The following is a 17,349-nucleotide window of genomic DNA, read 5'->3' as shown; positions in this document are numbered from 1 at the left end:
TCTAATCTATTGGGTATAAGCTGACCTCTATTTCTGAGCCGCTGCCCATGTCTCCAGTATTGACATTGATGCGAGCCTTTATCCTTACATAGTGGTTCCATCCTAAGCCAAGCCCTTGATAGCCTAACCCTTGATACGCTGTCCCATCTATCTGCAATATCATGTAGTCATACTGATCATCGGGGTAGAGGTTGGTCAAAGGTACGGGTTCCCATGTTGCAATCCATTCATTGCTGGTCAATTGCGAGTGCCAATCTACAAGTTGGTATTCGGTCACGGGGTCTTGCAGGATCGACTTTACAGATACCCTGATCTTTGTGTCTTGCAATAGACCATTATCAAAAAGGTCAAAATGATGGTCCCTTACAACGGTTTGCTGCAATAACGAAATACCGTCGTAGGTAGCGTCAATGGTTTCCCCCGTAGCCTCTCTCACACCCTGCATGCTTAATACAAGGTCGATCAATTCCTGTGGCGTCTGCGCATTGCTTGGAGGGAGGTTGCCGTCGCCCTCCAGAACAAAGAAAGGGTCGGCGCCTTCGATCTCCGCATTGAGCATCGTCACTAACTGCTCCGCTGTCATGGTGTTTGAAAGGAAGTTTAGATTGTTGTTGAGCGGGCAGGGGTTGGTTGGGTCGGTTCCGTCATTGGCGTTTCGTGGACAGTCCAAATCCGTAGGCAGGTTTGGCAGACCGCCGCCTCCTCCGCCACCGCCGCCAACGGGGCTGCCGTTGGTTGGGTTTCCTATGTTAGACCCGTCGGAACCGCCTCCGCCACCGCCGCCTCCAAACTCGGGTTCCCAAGACGTCTCACATCCTTGTAGAACGAAGTCGTAGCCGATCACATGGCTTCCGCCATAGGTACAGGTGCTGGGCGGGTGGGGGTTCCCTGCGGCACATTCCCATATTGGGGATAGTCCGTAGGTGCAGGTCGTCACCCATTTTGACGTCTCGGATGCACCCTCGTTGACGACCTCACCATTGGTATGGTAGAACTTGGCCTCGATGCCATGCTCCTCGGAAGGCGAGTAATGCACGACATGGGCATAGGTCTCGCCTTCACGCTCCTGTATGATCATGTTTGAAAAGGATGCCCCCTCATCTATGCTGGCAGTCACATCAAGCGTATATGTGATTATGTTCTCGTAGGTATAGACTACGGCCTCTTCGCTGTCGATGGACGCTATGAAGCTACCTTCGCGCTCCGTTCTGACTTGACTAAGGATGTCGGCTATCCCTCGGGCATTTTTACCCTCCATGTTAGATAGCCTATTGTTAAGTTCTTTAAGCAAAATGTAGGACTTTACACTTTTGCCTTTGGTTCAGGTTGCTCTACCTGCTCCTTTTGACATGAAAAAATTAGTGCAGTAGTGATTATTATGGTAATCGCTCTAATAGTAAAAACTTTCATAATTTTGGTTAGTTCAGTTATTAACTACAAAACAATGTAAAATAACAGTAAAAAACAATCACCTTTTTGGTGATTGTTTATATCCCCTCAATTGATTATAGAGGTAAGTTTTTTCTTGTATCAAATAGTCTTATCACAAAGCGATCATTGATATAATTGGCAATCCATATTTCAATAAAATCATCCCTTCTTCGGTTTCCTTACCAAAGAAGGGGCATATTGTTCATTCTACCTCCGCCTCTGAGATCAGCATCGGATAGGCTTGGCGTGCTTCTTTAAGCTCTTCGGCGTTAAGCTCACTTAGCTCTTTTTTAAAGATGGTCTTGGCGTATCGCTTCCTGAGGTCAAAATAGGCGCCGACCAGCTCATTTTGTACGGCGATGTAAAAGTCATAAGAGATCTCCCGGTCGTTTCTTACAGAAATAATCGCCTTTGATGGATGCCCCGACGCAGTTGGCGACCTTTCTCCTTCGCAATAGCTACAAGTGCCATCAAGATCATTGTCCAAAAAGGCTGTTGCCGCAGCCCTAAGTTCAGACAATCGTAATAATTTGTTTTCTACCAATAAGGCGTTGTTTGCGTCAATTTCAATGCGAAATACATCACGCTCTTTGGCCTTTTCCACACAATCCATGGTCAAACACGGTCTAGGGAGCTTACGCGGAATCCCTTTGTCATTTTCAATAGTGGTCGTGACCAAAAAGAAAATAAGCAACAAAAAGGCAATGTCTGCCATGGAGCCCGCATGAACAGCTGGCGACTCTCTTCTAGAATTTCTCATAATATGATGGTTTTAATGTTAATGTTTTCATAAACATCAAGATCAGTGCCAAAGGATTTATGAAGTCTTGATCCAATTGAATTTGATAATTCGTAATTTCATCCAGTGGAAAAGAAAGCAGAGATCGTCATCTTGGGAGGTGGACTAGCAGGATTAACGCTAGCCGTTGATCTAGCCTTGAAAGGCCATCATCCTGTGGTGATTGAAAAGGATACCTATCCGCGACACAGAGTCTGTGGAGAATATGTCTCCAACGAGGTCTTGCCATTTCTCAATTACCTAGGAATAGACCCATTGGCGGCCGGAGCCAAGCAGATCGACAAGTTTCGCTTTTCCGCTAGTTCTGGAAAAATGCTCAATGTAGACCTGCCATTAGGAGGTTTTGGGATTAGCCGTTACCTCTTTGATGAGTTGCTTTACAAAAGGGCATTGAAGCTAGGCGTGACATTCATTTTTGATAAGGTGGAGGAGGTCATTTTTCAATCCGACAGCTTTGTGGTCAAAATGAAACAAGGTGAGCTGCAGACGGCCATCGCCGTTGGTGCTTATGGCAAACGCTCTAATTTGGACAAACAACTCGATCGTAGGTTTATACAGAAGAAATCTCCTTGGCTTGCAGTAAAAGCACATTATAGTGGGGATTTTCAGGAGGACCTTGTGGCGCTTCATAATTTTGAAGGCGGATACTGCGGGCTCTCCAAAGTAGAGACGGATGCCGTAAATGTTTGCTATTTGGCCAATTATGGTACATTCAAAGCTTTTGAAGACATTGAAGCATTTCAACGGGAGCATCTTTCTAGAAATCCAGAATTAAAGGCGTTCTTTAATGACGCAACTATGATATGGGAGCGACCGTTGACGATCAGTCAGGTCTGCTTTGAAAGAAAACCAGCCGTAGAGAATCACTTGCTGATGATAGGTGACACCGCCGGACTCATTAATCCACTATGCGGCAACGGTATGGCCATGGCCATCCATAGCGCTAAAATATGTGCGGCGATCGTAAGTGAGCACTTAGAGCAGAAGATTTCTCGCGCTGTCATGGAACGACAGTATCAACTATCTTGGAACAAGGAATTTTCTAGTCGTATCAAAGCAGGGAATCTCTTGGCAAAATTGTTCAGAAGTGAACGCATAGCGAGTCCAATTCAAACAGGACTGACCTGGTTCCCGAAGGCGTTGCAAGGTATCATCAAAAGAACACATGGAAATCCAATACTTACTTAATGGCCATAGACACAACATATAGAAGTAATGAAGACGAGATCATGGATGATTTTAGTATTCAAGGTAAAGAATTGGAAGATGCTTTACAGAAAATCACACGGATCAATCAGTTCTTAGGCGGTTACACCGTGACTACCAATGGAGTTAAAGTATTACTTGAAGATTTCCCTATTGACTCGCCCGTAACTATTGTAGATATTGGTTGTGGCGATGGTAGTGTTTTGAAAAAGTTATCAAAGTATAACCCGAACTTTAAGCTGATCGGAATTGATGCAAATCCATTCACGATAGAATGTGCACTAAACAATTCTAAAAAAAATACCATTCAGTATAAAACGATGGATGTGTTCTCGACTCCCTTTGAAGATCTAGACTACGACATTGCGTTATTGACGCTTACCTTACATCATTTTAGCGACGAGCAGATCGTTAAACTCCTTAAAACAATAAAGTCGAAAGCTCGTATCGGCATCGTTATCAATGACTTGCAAAGAAGTAAACTCGCATATCGTCTTTTTCAAGGAATTTGCAGTATTTTTAGAATAGGTCATATGCCTCGGGAAGATGGGTTGACCTCTATCTTAAGAGGGTTCAAGCGCGAAGATCTAGAAAACTATTCCAAAGTGTTGGATTTGCCGGATTATCGAATACGATGGCGGTGGGCCTTTAGATGGCAATGGATCATTAGAACATAGACCGCTGAAAGAAAAATAATCTATTTTAACTCAATACATGCCGACAAAGATCGTATCAGTAGCGAAACAGTTACCAAAATATACAAGAACCACCGAAGAGATCATCCCTTTTTTGGACCTTTGGCTTAATGGTCATGAGGACCGCTTCAAAAGGAAGGTAAAAAAGATATTTGCCAATGCGGCAGTCGATCGGCGATACTCGATCATGGGTCCGGAAGAGGTTTTTAACAAGACCTCATTCGAAGAAAAGAATGCCATGTATAAACGGGAGATGACCGTTTTGGCACGGCGATCCTTAGAAGAAGCACTGGACAAGGCGCAATGGAATCCTTCGGACATCGATTTTATCATTACCGTTAGTTGTACGGGCATTATGATCCCTTCATTGGATGCTTTTTTGATCAATGAGCTAAAGCTGCGACAAGATGTGGTGAGACTACCGGTAACCGAAATGGGATGTGCCGCCGGAGTGTCTGGCATCATCTACGCGAATAATTTTTTGAAGGCCAATCCCGGGAAAAGGGCTGCGGTGATCGCAGTGGAATCGCCCACGGCGACCTTCCAGCACGAAGATTATAGTATGGTCAACGTGGTCAGCGCTGCTATATTTGGTGATGGTGCGGCCACTGTCTTGTTATCTTCCCATGAAAAAGATGACGGACCAAGCATCTTGGCGGAAGAAATGTATCATTTTTACGATGCAACACACATGATGGGATTTGATCTAAAGAACAGTGGATTGCAGATGGTCCTGGATGTCGAAGTTCCAGAGGAGATCGCTAGGCACTTCCCAGAGATCATTCATCCATTTTTAGAGAAACAAGACCTGAGCATCAACGATATCGACCATTTGATCTTTCATCCAGGTGGAAGGAAGATCGTTGAAACTGTGGAGAACCTTTTTGGTGCCTTGGGAAAGAACATCGACCATACCAAAGAGGTATTGCGATTGTATGGAAATATGAGCAGCGCCACGGTACTTTATGTTTTGGAACGTTTTATGGAGGCGTCTCCAAAAAAAGGCGAAAAGGGCCTGATGCTGAGTTTTGGGCCTGGATTTTCGGCACAACGAGTGCTATTGGAGTTTTAGCCTTATTGAAGAAATGCTTTAAATAAATGTTGAATAAAGATCGCCTTAAAAAACATGAAAGAATTTGAAGAAAAATATGTGGTGGTCTTGGGAGGAAGTTCTGGCCTAGGAATGGCTACCGCAAAAAAACTGGCTCAGCATGGTATGAATATCATTATCGTGCATCGTACCCGTCGATCGGATATGCCAGAGGTGGAGAAGAATTTTGAGGAGATCGAAAAGGCAGGGGTAGAATTGCATCACTTTAATGTTGATGCTACAAAGCCAGAAAAACGGGATGAGGTCGTTTTAAGTTTGAAGAAAAACCTTGGCAAAGGCAAACTTCACGGCTTGCTACACAGCATTGCGAAGGGCAACTTAAAGCCAATGGTGTCTAAAGATGCGCAGGTGTTGAAACATGATGACTTTATGCTCACCATCGATGCCATGGGAGCTAGTTTGTTCGATTGGGTGAAGGAGCTGCATCTAGCAGCCTTATTTGCTGCCGATGCTCGGGTAATCGCGTTCACAAGCGAAGGCAGTCATCGTGCAATAGAGAACTACGCGGCTGTGTCGGCAGCAAAGGCCACGCTCGAAGCCATTACACGTAGTATTGCACTAGAATATGCTCCTTTTGGTATCAAGGCAAATTGCATACAGGCAGGAGTGACCGATACGTCATCACTACGCCTCATTCCTGGCAGTGAACTATTGATCGCTCAAAGTTTGAAAAGAAATCCTAATAAACGCCTTACAATGCCTGAAGATGTGGCGAATGCGGTTTATTTGTTATGCAAGAAAGAGGCCGCCTGGATCAACGGTACTGTGATCCCTGTGGATGGAGGAGAACATATTCGGTAGATACCGATTATAATTATGTATGTTGAATGCTGAATGTTGAATGTGGAATAATGAGAGACATATCAAAATACGTCTTCGCGAGTCCTAAAATGTTGGAGATGAAACAAAATAATAAGGCGACATATCATTTTTTGCTGACGTAAAGGATTGAAAATCTAAGATGGTCGAATAATAATCAATTTTTTAAATAATGGCGGAAGACTATAGCAACATCTTTAAAAAACTTCCCTACACCAAGCCTTTTTTGTTTGTGGAGAAATTGGTGGAGATCAATGAGGATGGCGTCATAGGTTTTTATACATTGACGGAGGACCATGAATTCTTCCAAGGCCATTTTGTAGGATATCCTGTGACACCTGGGGTGATATTGACAGAGATCATGGCCCAGATAGGCGTAGTATGCTTGGGTATTTATATTTTGGGAGACCTCCTGACCAAAGATTCTAAAATAGCCATGACAGAGACCAATGTACAATTCTTGAAACCGGTATTTCCCAATGAAAAAGTGACGGTCATCTCAAATAAGCAATATTTTAGATTTGGCAAGCTGAAATGTAAAGTAAGCATGAGCAATGAAGCAGGCGAGGAAGTGTGCCGCGGAGTGATTTCGGGGGTAATTAAATTGTGAAAATCATAGTTGTAGATTGAAAGAACGTGTAGTTATTACAGGATTGGGAGTTGTATCTCCAAACGGGGTTGGAATCGATAATTTCGCTCTGGCCATAAGAAATGGGATTTCTGGAATACGCTTCGTTCCTGAGATGGAACGCTTAGGTTTTTCTTGCCAGATCGCTGGGCAACCAGTACTTTCTGAAGAAAAGGTCGCCTCCTATTTTACACCGCTTCAATTGAAAGGTTTCAACAGCAATGGTATTCTCTATGGCATTATTGCAGGTATAGATGCTTGGAAGAACGCCGGGTTACCTCTAGATACTGATGATGCAGATTGGGATAGTGGGTGCCTTTTTGGAACAGGTACATCTGGCGTGGACAAATTTCGTGAAGCGATCTATAAACTCGACGAAGGCAAAGTACGACGATTAGGTAGCACCACCGTACAGCAGACCATGGCCAGTGGTGTCAGTGCCTATTTAGGGGGTATGCTCAGCCTTGGCAACCAAGTGAGCACCAATTCTTCAGCCTGTATCACTGGTACCGAAAGCATCCTTCTGGGATATGAGCGTATTCTAGCGGGAAAGGCAAAGCGAATGCTTGTAGGAAGCTGTAGCGACGCAAGTCCCTATTTATGGGGTGGATTTGATGCTATGAAGGTGTGTACCTATAAACATAACAACGCACCCGAGGAGGGTTCTCGACCAATGAGCGCTAGCGCTAGCGGTTTTGTGCCGGGCAGTGGAGCAGGAGCGATGGTCATAGAATCGTTAGAGAGTGCAATAGAACGCAAAGCAACCATCTATGCTGAAATTGCCGGAGGTCATGTAAATAGTGGCGGTCAAACCAATGGCGGAAGTATGACGGCACCCAATAGTATCGCCGTACAGCGTTGTATAAGAGAAGCCTTAAAGGATGCAAAGGTACATGCAAGGCAGATCGATGCGATCAACGGACACCTCACGGCCACCAGCAAAGACCCAACAGAAATTGAGAATTGGGCAATGGCCCTCGAAAGAAGCGGAGATGATTTTCCGTATGTCAACTCCTTAAAATCTATGGTTGGTCATGCGTTGGCCGCTTCGGGAAGTATCGAATGTGTCGCCAGCGTATTGCAACTCCACCATGGTTTTTTATTTCCAAATATCAATTGTGAGGATATACATCCAGAGATCACAGATCTCATTGCCGAAGAAAGGATCGTTCGGAGCGTCATTGAAAAAAAACTGGAATATGTTGCAAAAGCGAGTTTTGGCTTTGGAGATGTCAACGGATGTATTATTTTTAAGAGCTTTAAAAATTGATATGACCAAAGAAGAAATTTACGCCAAACTAGAGAATATTATTAAGATATATTTGCCTGAGGGGGTTACAACAGCTGATATAAGACCTGAGAGCGATCTAACCAAAGAACTGAATATCAATTCTGCCAATTTAGTGGATATTGTGTTAGACGTAGAGGATGCCTTTGATATTGAGATAGATGATGCCTCTATCGAAGAAATGACCACTGTAGACGGGGCCATACGCGTTATCGATCAGCGTCTAGAGAATTGATGGGCCTATTGCCCTTCCTCGTCGGATTCCGCTTCAGGAAGCTTTTCTTGTGCCGCGCCAATCGGTTTTTCTAAAGGAAATGTAAACTTGATGTCGACACGGTTGTCTTTATCTTGCTTCATAACGTTGACCCCAAAATCTGCGATATTGATGCTGGAGAACCCGCGGAGTTCTTTTTCCTTAATGGTAAATTCCATGCGAACTTCCCGAGACCTTCCTCGTAACGTCATCATTCCCATAATGGCATACATGTCATCATCCAATTTCTCAACAGCGGTGCTTTTAAATGACACTTCGGGGAACATCTTTTTATAAAAGTACTTCTTCCACATCAAATGCTTGTCTCTGAGAAAATTGGAGGTGTTGATCGTTCCTATATTTGCCGTGCCGCTAAAAGACGCATTTTCAAGATCAGTGTCATCCAACACGATGGTAGCTTTGATCTCGCCAATGGTGCCTTCAACTTCTTTTGCAACGAAGGTAAAAGCAGCCTCTGCATTCTCAGTGACGACCTCAATGCGTTGTCCTTGAATGCTCGTGCCGGTAATTAAGGCCAGTAAAATAAAGACATGTAGTAGTTTCATCGATTGCTGCGGTTGTATCATGCCAAATATACGAAATGACGCTCTCGTTGGACCACCTTTGCCAAATTCCTTTTTAACATTTCCGTGTTAAAAAAGGAGCTTTCCAGAAATATATTTTGTTAACTTTCCAATAATCAGTAACTTAAAGTGCTTTTCAATATAAAAGACAACCTCCAAAAACCAATAGCCATGGAAACATTGCGGATAGATAATGAAGAGAAGTATCTTGTTAGTCTAGAGAAGATAGATAAGGAGCTACATTCCATTAGAAGAGCTTTGCACTCGCACAATTATGAGCCAACTACGCATCGATTGTTTAGGCGCTTGCAGACCTATCGACGTCATGTAGAGCTTTTAAGACGGCGTAATGATGAATTGATCAGATCTCTTCGAGACCATAAGGAGCAAGGGCTTGGCCATTTAAAAAGTCACATGCATAGCATCATAGCCTTTAGAAAGCGCATACAGCGATATCGCGCAAATCTTAGAGGCGGCAGAACTTAGGTCATTCACCACTCCGTATTTTGGCAATATCATTTTCGGTAATGATAGGATTGGCGCCTTCCTTAGAGGCGACCAAAGCGCCCACTGCCGAGGCGTAGTCCAATGCCTCTTCCGCATCCGTATGGGTCAATAATTTGTATATCAGGCTTGCCAGAAAAGAATCTCCAGCGCCTACAGTGTCTTTTACCGTGACTTTATAGCCTTGGTGTCTATAGAGCTGATTCCCATTGAGTAGAAGCGAGCCTTTAGCGCCAAGAGTGACACAAACATTGGTGGTCCGTGTAGCTTGGGCAATAAAGTGAGTTTGTTCTTCGATATCGGTCGAGGTAAAGGAGCGATGCCTACAAATGACCGTCAATTCTTCATCGTTCAATTTGATAAGATCAGCCAATTGTAGATAGGATATAACCTCGTCCAAGTTATAATGCGGAGCTCTTAGATTTACATCAAAAACCTTGTACGATGCCGATTTAAGCAGTCGGTCGAGTGTCTCTTTTGATGTTTTGCTTCTAAAAGCCAGACTGACGAACGTAAAAGCGTCGGATTCCTTAACCACTTCCTCCAGCGTTTTTGAAAACTGGATGCTATCCCAAGCTGCAGGTTTTTTTATATCATATTGCGCATTTCCATCATCGTCAATAGTGACCAGTACACTTCCGGTAGGATTTTTTTTAGTTCTTTGTACCAACTGTGTTTGCAATCCTCTTTGGTGAAGGTGATCGAGAAGGTCATTTCCTAGCGCATCGTTTCCGACGGCACTGATCAGATAGGTGTTTGCCCCATAAGAATGAAGTTTCAGCGCAACATTCAGCGGTGCACCTCCCACTTTTTTATACTCGGGAAATATATCCCAAAGGATATCGCCAAAGCAAATAATAAGTGGTTCGGGAGTGCTCATTTCAATAATTTTTCGCTTAGTTCCTCCAACGGTATCCCTTTGGTCTCTGGCATCTTAAATCGTACCCATAGGAGCTGCCATACCATCATCAAAGCAAAAAAGATAAAAACGACTCCTGCGCCTACCCACCCGAACAAGAGAGGTACTGAGGAAGGGATCAGCCAAGCGAGTAACCAGTGGGTGGCACTCCCAAAAGCCTGACCCGAGGAACGCAGCTGGTTTGGAAATATTTCGGCGATAAATACCCATATCACGGCACCTTGTCCAATGGCGTGGGCCGCGATAAAGATGAAGAGGAATATGGGCACCATAATTCCAGACCAGCCTAGAAAAAAGGCCATGGCGACCAGAGTCAAGGAAAGAATATAACCGACAGAGCCGATATACATCAACTGCTTTCTGCCTAGTCTATCGATCAAAAAGACCCCCAGAAGTGTAAATATGAGATTGGTAAGACCAATACCAATACTACTTAGCAAGGCGGTGCTTTCTGCCAGACCTGCCTCCTCAAAGATTCGCGGAGCATAATATAGAAAAGCATTGATACCTGAAAACTGATTAAAAAAGGCAATAAAGAAGGCAAGAAGTAAAGGTTTTCGGTATTTTTTTAAGAAAATGTTCTCCTTGTTAGCCTCGTCGGTATTCTTCATCTCCTCAATGAGTGATTCAAAATCCATGTTTGGATCAATTCGTTGCATAATTGCTTGTGCTGAAGCTCTATGACCTTTGGTGACCAACCACCGAGGGCTTTTTGGTATGGTAAAGGCCAGTAAGGTATAGATCGCTGCGGGAACGGCCTCAACACCCAGCATCCAACGCCACGCATTTTCACCTATATCGCTTAGCAGGTAGTTGGAGATAAAAGCGATCAGGATCCCTGCCACAATGTTAAATTGATATAAGGCCACCAATCGTCCACGGTCCTTTGCAGGAGCGATCTCCGAAACATAGGCTGGTGCTGCGATGGTAGAAGCGCCAACGCCCAAACCACCGATAAATCTGAAAAGGGCAAAAATATAGGGATCGTTGGCTAGGGCAGACCCAATGGCCGAGAAGACATAAAGCACTCCGATGAGGATCAAGGTATTCTTTCGACCTAGATGATTACTGGGGTAACCTCCAAATATCGCTCCAAATAGGGTTCCAAATAGGGCGGTTCCCATAACTACGATTCCATGAAAAGCATCAGAAGACTCCCATAATGCTTGTAATTTTTTGTCAGCGCCAGATATCACAACGGTATCAAAACCGAATAAAAATCCAGCCATCGCCGCTATCAATGACCATGCGAGTAGTTTTCTATTCATCCCAGCTAGATCTTATAGGTTGCACTGTAAATGTGGAAAGCTCGGCCTTCTTGTCAGCAGAAATACTGATGTTGGTGTAAGGAACGTTTGGAAATACCTGAGCCGTAAGCACATATTTTCCTTTTTCCACAAATAACTCGATCGAAGAGCGATCCAAATACAGCTCGAATGGCACGTCTTTATCCGAGACATCAATTGGGATCACTTGAGGCCTTTCGGCAAAACTTTTTTCAAAATTCACTATACCTGAAGCACTACGATCGAGAAATAATTGTTGCTGCTCGGTATCCACTCCTATGACCAGAGAATCGCCTTGTTTGTTGGAGAAGGTCAATTTAAGGTCTTTGGATAGGTTGGTGTCGAATGAGATCGCTGTTCGATTCAGGTCATCAAAATCTTTGCTGAAGGATTTTTTACTATCGACCACGATATCTGTCCTAAATAAGGTCTCGCCTATATATGAACCCAATTCACGAATAGGTTGGCTCTTTAGAAAATAGACATCTTGTTCTTTGACAAGGCGCAGATCCCTTGGCATGGTCATTGCCGACCGCCAGACCTTGGTTGGTGTATCCCTTGCATAGTTCCAATTGCTCATCCAGCCGATAAAGACCCGTCGATCGTAGGGCGCATTATTATAAGTAATACCGGCATAGTTGTCCATTCCGCGGTCGATCCATTTGGTTTCTTTTTGATCGGTGGTAAATGTGATGCCATCAAAGTCGCCCACAAAATATTGGGTCCCCGACCCGCCATTGGGAGCACCAGGGTTGATGCTTATGAGCAGCACCCACTTTTCCTCTTCACTATCTTGTACCTTCATTTTAAAAAGATCAGGGCATTCCCATACTCCGCCATGTGCGCCTTTATCCTTGCCAAAATCACTAAGATGCGTCCAATCCTTAAGGTTAGGAGAGGAGTAGAACTTTGCATGATCCCCTGCGACCAGTATCATTATCCATTGTCTGGATGCTCGATGCCAGAACACCTTGGGGTCTCTAAAATCGCGAATGCCTGTTGGATTCCCAATTACTGGATTCCCTTTATATTTGGTCCATGTTTGCCCATCGTCGAGGCTATAGGCGATACCTTGCGTTTGAAAATCATCACGACCTGCTTTTTCACCTTCCATCGAATGGTAGGTAAAAATGGCCACCAAAGGTGTCTTCCCGTTTTTGCCAAATCCAGCAGTATTCTTTTTATCCACAACAGCGCTTCCCGAGAATATGAGTCCATGTTTGTCTGGATATAAGGCGATAGGTTGGTGTTTCCAGTGGATCAAATCCATGCTTGTAGCGTGCCCCCAATGCATAGGCCCCCACACAATATCTTCTGGGTAGTGTTGATAAAAAAGGTGATAGATCCCGTTGTGATACACCAATCCGTTGGGATCATTCATCCATTTTTCTTTTGGAGTAAAATGAAATTGAGGCCGATACTTTTCATTCATACTGGCCGGCGAATCAATTTTTTGGATTTGGGCTTCAGGACGATCTTCCTTTTGCTCTTTCTTACAGTTCAGAAGTAATAATAAAACCAGTGGGTATAGGAAAACGCGTTTCATAGATCAGTAAAGTGCTTAGCTGCTCTAAGTTAAGGATAAAGAATGCATCAGCAATAGGGCAGAACGAAATCTTGTTTGCGAATTCTTATAATTTGACATATTTTTCAAGCCGCAAATTTTACATCTATGCTGTATAGTTATCCCGAGAACCCCTCGGCTGTCCCTGAGAATTTAACCGAAGTTCATCGTTCGTATAAGAGCAAGGTAGTCCTTGCCATCCTTGGTATCCTACTTTTCTATCTATGTTATTTTGGGATGCTTTTCGGCTTTTCGTACTTCACATATTATATGTTCAACAGCTTTATGAATGATGGAACCCTCTGGGAACTTGCCGGGGCCGTGGGCGGACTCATGTTGGTGTTGTTCACTTTGAAGTTCTTGTTCAAATTCAATAAGTTTCAAGACAAAGTCTCCGTTGAGATCACTGCAAAGAATCATCCTAAATTATACGCGTTCATTCACAGAATTGCAAAGGATACCAATGGGCCTATACCCAATAAGATCTTGGTCAATCATGATGTGAACGCCTGTGTGTTCTTCAACAGCACCTTACTGAGCCTATTTTTTCCACAAAAGAAGAATTTGCTCATAGGTCTAGGTTTGGTGAACGGATTGAATCTAACGGAATTCAAAGCGGTAATGGCGCACGAGTTTGGTCATTTCTCACAATCTAGTATGCAAGTGGGCAGCTATGTCTATATGGCCAATCAAATCATTCACGACATGATCTTCGAGCGTGACAAATGGGACGATATTCTAGCCATGTGGAGAGGGATCGATATTCGTATCTCATTTATTGCTTGGATCATTACTCCTTTTATCTGGTTGGTACGCCAATTGATGTTCTTGATATATAAGATGATCAATCTACTGCATTCATCACTATCGCGAGAGATGGAATTTCACGCAGATAAGGTGGCGGTGAGCGTTAGTGGTAGCGATGCGATAATCAATGCATTATGGAAGCTAGAGAAGGCATTTAGCAGTTGGGATGCGACTTTGTCCTATACGGGGACTGCAGCTTCACAAAAGATATATTCTGGTAATCTTTTTTTACACCAAAAGACCATGCTAGAGCAGCAACAGGAGGCAATGCAGAAAGAAATTGATGCTCGCGAATCTGACGAGGACGGGGTGCCCGTTGTATTCAAGGAGGAGGAAACGTATTCGTCCTTGGACATGTATGCGAGCCACCCGGCCAACAAAGATCGTGAAGAAAATGCAAAACGACCATATGTTTCGGGAACGGTTGATGAGACGTCTCCATGGATATTATTTGAAGAACCTGAAAAGATACAAGAAGAGATCACTCAAAAATTGTACTTGAACTTCATGCAACTAAAGCCAGCAGAATATATCCCTGACACAAAAAAAATGACTGCTTTCATCGCTCAAGAAAAGAGCACAGAGCAGGTTTTCGGAGAAGAATATATGGGGAGTTTTAATGAGCGCTATTTGAATTTGCCAGAGCTTTCAGAAATACAGCCTAATGGAGAAGATATTTCACCCGATGAGATACGTGATCGTTTTGAAACATTGGTTCGAGAAGAATTGCCCAAATTGATGCAGCCCATCAAAGAGATCAATGAAAAGTATCAAGAATTAGCTTTGATCTCCAATGGAGCCAAAAAAATAAAGGAGTTTGAATACAAAGGAACCAAATACAAGAAAAAAAACCTGAATGATGCTGTAGAATGCATGGTCAAGGATCGCGACGATCTACTGCATGCGCCTTTTGCGGATTGGGACCGAGAAATGTTACGATTGAGTTTGGCGGCCTTGGACGTGGAAAACCGAAAGGTACAGATCATACGGATAAAGATGCTAGACCATTTTCAAAAAGATCTTAAAAGCATTGTGGGAAAGAATAATGCCGTGCACAGCCATTTTACACGATTAGCAGAGAAAGGGGACGTTACAGACAGTGATATCAAGGGACTGACAATGACAGTAAATGGACTGGTCGATCATGTTAGATCTTTACGGGATGGAAACAAGGAAATGCTTTTCACACCCTTGCCCAACATTGAAACGCTGGATGAACTATTGGACATGCTTGGCAATAACGAATTGAAGAAAGTAAACTCAAAGTCGTTCAACAATGGTGAGTTTCAGACCTTGACCGCCAATGTCGATATACTTATTAACAACTATAATCGACTCATATTTAAATTGATATCGTTTTTGATCCGACCTTTAGAGGACCTTAAGAAAGAATCGGTTGTGGTCAACTAATTTGATTTAGGTGCTGATTTTTTTTTTTGCATATCGATCTTCAAGCATGGCTTTTAGGCGATTTAAAATTTAGTTACATCTGTAGGCGAGGCAATTCAATTTACCCGCTTATCTTTGAAAGGAAACAACCATAGGCATGAAAACAGTTGACGACCTTCTTAATGTGTTGATCCTTGAGGAACTTAATGAACACCAATTCAATGGTGTTAGCAAATCCATTGGTAGTCCCAACGTTTTTGGCGGACAAGTGCTATCGCAAGCCCTGAATGCCGCCTATCGGACCATTCGAAACAAACGGATCCTACATTCGATGCACGCCTACTTTTTAGAGGCAGGAGATCTAGAACTTCCCATCACCTTTGATGTTGGTATTATCCGCGATGGGGGGAGTTTCTCCACTAGACGTGTCACTGCAAAACAGGGAGAGACCACGATCTTTATCTTAGCGGCATCGTTTCATAGGGTAGAAGAGGGGCACTCACATCAAGTTTCGATGCCAACCGATCTAAAACAGCCAGAAGAATTGCTAAGCTGGACAGATGTGGTGAATCAATACGGTGCCTTCTTACCCGAGGCCATGAAAACCTTCTTGTCCATAGAACGCCCTATCGATTTTAAGCCAGTACAACTGCCCAATCCGATGGATCGAAAGGACCTGCCGCCAAAAGAAGATGTCTGGTTTCGATTGAAAGGAGATGCCTCCAAACTCGATCTGGCCACCAAGCAGCAGGTGCTCACCTATATTTCAGATTACAACATTCTATCGGCCGCCATGAACCCGCATGCGAGTCGCGCGCATTTTGGCAATACGCAGATGGCAAGTTTAGACCATTCGATGTGGTATTATAGAGACTTTGACTTTAATGATTGGATGCTATTCTCCATGGATTCGCCAAGCACCTATGGCGCCAGAGGCTTTGCCAGGGGCAATATCTTTACGCGCGATGGTAAGTTGATCGCCTCTGTAGCGCAAGAAGGATTGATGCGACCCAAGAGCGTTTAGAAGTTTTTGAGTTGAACGTTCAGGTGTTTGGCGTTTCAGGCCTTTTTAGGATTCCTTTAAAAGTTGTAAGCATGGTCATCGAAGGCAGTACTGCAGTTACAAGACTAAAAATTGAAGACGCCGAAAAGATCTTTCACGATTTTATGACGCTTCAAAAGACAGAAGGTCGTTGGTTTATCGTGAATAAGAGTTTTTATCGAGCGCAAAAATAGCCATTCTTCTCACGCTTGTGCTGCTAAGCATTCAAGTATGTCAATGCCTCATAAACGATAAAGGCAGGCCAGACGATGGCCTTTAAGAATCCTAAGACACCCATCCAGAAGCTGGTCGCTGTAGAGATGTAATAAATGGCAGCTCCAATAAAACCAAGTCCGTAGACGGCATTGGAGGAAGAGTTTTTGGTTTTGGTAGTTGTATTCATCGGTTGGTCATTTTAAAAACAAAATTGCTTTAGTAGACAAGAACAAAAAATGATTTAGGTCATTATTTAGGAGCGACAGATGAGATATCTTTATGAAAGATACAAATTGAATGCGTCAATAACCTCAAAAATTCATCATTATGTCCATTATCGACCTATTTGAATCTAGTGAACATCGAAACAATTTGGCACATTTTGCGACCATTGTCAATCTCGCCAATATCGATGGTTCCATCAATAAAGAAGAAGAAGCCCATATAAAGCGCTTGGCGGAAAAATTGAATATCACCTCCTCTGAATATGAGGAAGTTTTTGAGCACCCAGAAGGTTATCCCGTAACCGCGCAAAATGAATTGCATGAACGGCTGAAGCGTATTTTCGATTTCTTCAGGATTGTCTATACCGACCACAAGATCGAGTCTTCCGAGAAAAAACTCCTTTTCCAATATGCTATTGGCCTAGGTTTTACGGAGTCTAAGGCAAAGGACATCATCAATCGGTCGATCCGTCTGTTCGAAGGGGATATCGATTTTGAGGAATACAGTTGTTTCTTGGAGAAAAGCTAGCAGACAAAGCGATTTGAGTTTTTTAATTTTGGCTATCTTTAAGAGAACCAAAAAC

Annotated in this window: 19 protein-coding genes; 12 read left to right on the top strand and 7 right to left on the bottom strand. The window is 43.5% G+C overall.

Features of this window, described 5'->3' with window-relative positions:
- Position 1 precedes the first annotated feature (1 nt).
- Positions 2-1,291: a hypothetical protein gene (locus tag ACFQ1M_RS07855; protein ID WP_386406431.1), complete on the bottom strand. Its 1,290-nt coding sequence runs from the start codon at positions 1,289-1,291 to the stop codon at positions 2-4.
- Between the two features lie 342 nt (positions 1,292-1,633).
- On the bottom strand, positions 1,634-2,191 hold the full coding sequence (locus ACFQ1M_RS07850; RefSeq protein ID WP_386406428.1) for an ExbD/TolR family protein: 558 nt from the start codon (positions 2,189-2,191) through the stop codon (positions 1,634-1,636).
- Between the two features lie 105 nt (positions 2,192-2,296).
- On the opposite strand from ACFQ1M_RS07850, the gene ACFQ1M_RS07845 reads away from it, so the two are divergent.
- The 7 genes from ACFQ1M_RS07845 to ACFQ1M_RS07815 all read left to right on the top strand — a co-directional run bounded on the left by ACFQ1M_RS07845 (position 2,297) and on the right by ACFQ1M_RS07815 (position 8,212).
- Positions 2,297-3,418 (top strand): NAD(P)/FAD-dependent oxidoreductase, encoded by a 1,122-nt coding sequence (locus ACFQ1M_RS07845; RefSeq protein WP_386406426.1) that lies wholly within the window; start codon positions 2,297-2,299, stop codon positions 3,416-3,418.
- Positions 3,418-4,113, top strand: a complete 696-nt coding sequence (locus ACFQ1M_RS07840) for a methyltransferase domain-containing protein (RefSeq protein ID WP_386406423.1) — start codon at positions 3,418-3,420, stop codon at positions 4,111-4,113. The genes ACFQ1M_RS07845 and ACFQ1M_RS07840 overlap by 1 nt, the downstream gene beginning before the upstream one ends.
- Before the next feature lie 37 nt (positions 4,114-4,150).
- Positions 4,151-5,203 carry a type III polyketide synthase gene (locus ACFQ1M_RS07835; RefSeq protein ID WP_386406420.1) on the top strand — a complete coding sequence of 351 codons (1,053 nt, stop codon included), beginning with the start codon at positions 4,151-4,153 and terminating at the stop codon, positions 5,201-5,203.
- Positions 5,204-5,257: 54 nt separating this feature from the next.
- On the top strand, positions 5,258-6,043 hold the full coding sequence (locus tag ACFQ1M_RS07830) for an enoyl-ACP reductase FabI (RefSeq protein WP_386406417.1): 786 nt from the start codon (positions 5,258-5,260) through the stop codon (positions 6,041-6,043).
- A gap of 190 nt (positions 6,044-6,233) precedes the next feature.
- Positions 6,234-6,671, top strand: a complete 438-nt coding sequence (locus ACFQ1M_RS07825; protein ID WP_386406414.1) for a 3-hydroxyacyl-ACP dehydratase FabZ family protein — start codon at positions 6,234-6,236, stop codon at positions 6,669-6,671.
- A gap of 16 nt (positions 6,672-6,687) precedes the next feature.
- A complete protein-coding gene (locus ACFQ1M_RS07820) occupies positions 6,688-7,959 on the top strand; it encodes a beta-ketoacyl-[acyl-carrier-protein] synthase family protein (protein ID WP_386406411.1) in 1,272 nt (423 codons plus the stop codon).
- A 1-nt stretch (position 7,960) separates the two neighbouring features.
- The gene (locus tag ACFQ1M_RS07815) at positions 7,961-8,212 is read left to right on the top strand and encodes an acyl carrier protein (RefSeq protein WP_386406408.1); all 252 of its coding nucleotides are present in this window, start codon (positions 7,961-7,963) and stop codon (positions 8,210-8,212) included.
- A gap of 5 nt (positions 8,213-8,217) precedes the next feature.
- Here ACFQ1M_RS07815 and ACFQ1M_RS07810 read toward each other — a convergent pair whose 3' ends face one another.
- Entirely contained in the window at positions 8,218-8,796 is a 579-nt protein-coding gene (locus tag ACFQ1M_RS07810; protein ID WP_386406405.1) for a YceI family protein, read from the bottom strand.
- A gap of 189 nt (positions 8,797-8,985) precedes the next feature.
- Here ACFQ1M_RS07810 and ACFQ1M_RS07805 point away from each other — a divergent pair, with 189 nt between their 5' ends.
- Positions 8,986-9,300 carry a hypothetical protein gene (locus ACFQ1M_RS07805; protein ID WP_386406402.1) on the top strand — a complete coding sequence of 105 codons (315 nt, stop codon included), beginning with the start codon at positions 8,986-8,988 and terminating at the stop codon, positions 9,298-9,300.
- A 1-nt stretch (position 9,301) separates the two neighbouring features.
- Here the strand turns inward: ACFQ1M_RS07805 and ACFQ1M_RS07800 are convergent, their stop codons facing one another.
- Genes ACFQ1M_RS07800 through ACFQ1M_RS07790 form a run of 3 tightly spaced genes read right to left on the bottom strand, consistent with a single transcriptional unit; the run spans position 9,302 to position 13,069 of the window.
- Entirely contained in the window at positions 9,302-10,198 is an 897-nt protein-coding gene (locus ACFQ1M_RS07800; RefSeq protein ID WP_386406399.1) for a carbohydrate kinase family protein, read from the bottom strand.
- Complete coding sequence (locus ACFQ1M_RS07795; RefSeq protein ID WP_386406396.1) at positions 10,195-11,505, bottom strand: sugar porter family MFS transporter; 1,311 nt, start codon at positions 11,503-11,505, stop codon at positions 10,195-10,197. The genes ACFQ1M_RS07800 and ACFQ1M_RS07795 overlap by 4 nt, the downstream gene beginning before the upstream one ends.
- The gene (locus ACFQ1M_RS07790) at positions 11,498-13,069 is read right to left on the bottom strand and encodes a glycoside hydrolase family 32 protein (protein WP_386406393.1); all 1,572 of its coding nucleotides are present in this window, start codon (positions 13,067-13,069) and stop codon (positions 11,498-11,500) included. Before ACFQ1M_RS07790 ends, ACFQ1M_RS07795 begins: the two co-directional genes overlap by 8 nt.
- Positions 13,070-13,195: 126 nt before the next feature.
- Between ACFQ1M_RS07790 and ACFQ1M_RS07785 the strand changes: the two genes are divergently transcribed.
- The 3 genes from ACFQ1M_RS07785 (at position 13,196) to ACFQ1M_RS07775 (ending at position 16,519) form a co-directional block, all read left to right on the top strand.
- Positions 13,196-15,304, top strand: a complete 2,109-nt coding sequence (locus tag ACFQ1M_RS07785) for a M48 family metallopeptidase (RefSeq protein ID WP_386406390.1) — start codon at positions 13,196-13,198, stop codon at positions 15,302-15,304.
- A gap of 136 nt (positions 15,305-15,440) precedes the next feature.
- Positions 15,441-16,307 carry an acyl-CoA thioesterase gene (locus ACFQ1M_RS07780; protein WP_386406387.1) on the top strand — a complete coding sequence of 289 codons (867 nt, stop codon included), beginning with the start codon at positions 15,441-15,443 and terminating at the stop codon, positions 16,305-16,307.
- 71 nt (positions 16,308-16,378) lie between these two features.
- Positions 16,379-16,519, top strand: a complete 141-nt coding sequence (locus ACFQ1M_RS07775; RefSeq protein WP_386406384.1) for a nuclear transport factor 2 family protein — start codon at positions 16,379-16,381, stop codon at positions 16,517-16,519.
- Positions 16,520-16,542: 23 nt separating this feature from the next.
- Here ACFQ1M_RS07775 and ACFQ1M_RS07770 read toward each other — a convergent pair whose 3' ends face one another.
- On the bottom strand, positions 16,543-16,728 hold the full coding sequence (locus ACFQ1M_RS07770) for a hypothetical protein (RefSeq protein ID WP_386406381.1): 186 nt from the start codon (positions 16,726-16,728) through the stop codon (positions 16,543-16,545).
- A 140-nt stretch (positions 16,729-16,868) separates the two neighbouring features.
- Here ACFQ1M_RS07770 and ACFQ1M_RS07765 point away from each other — a divergent pair, with 140 nt between their 5' ends.
- Positions 16,869-17,294: a TerB family tellurite resistance protein gene (locus ACFQ1M_RS07765; RefSeq protein ID WP_386406378.1), complete on the top strand. Its 426-nt coding sequence runs from the start codon at positions 16,869-16,871 to the stop codon at positions 17,292-17,294.
- Positions 17,295-17,349: the final 55 nt, after the last annotated feature.

It is taken from the genome of Sungkyunkwania multivorans (assembly GCF_042675645.1).
Lineage (GTDB): Bacteria > Bacteroidota > Bacteroidia > Flavobacteriales > Flavobacteriaceae > Sungkyunkwania > Sungkyunkwania multivorans.
Note: the sequence above shows the minus strand (reverse complement) of the source record. Positions and strands in the feature narration are given on the sequence as shown.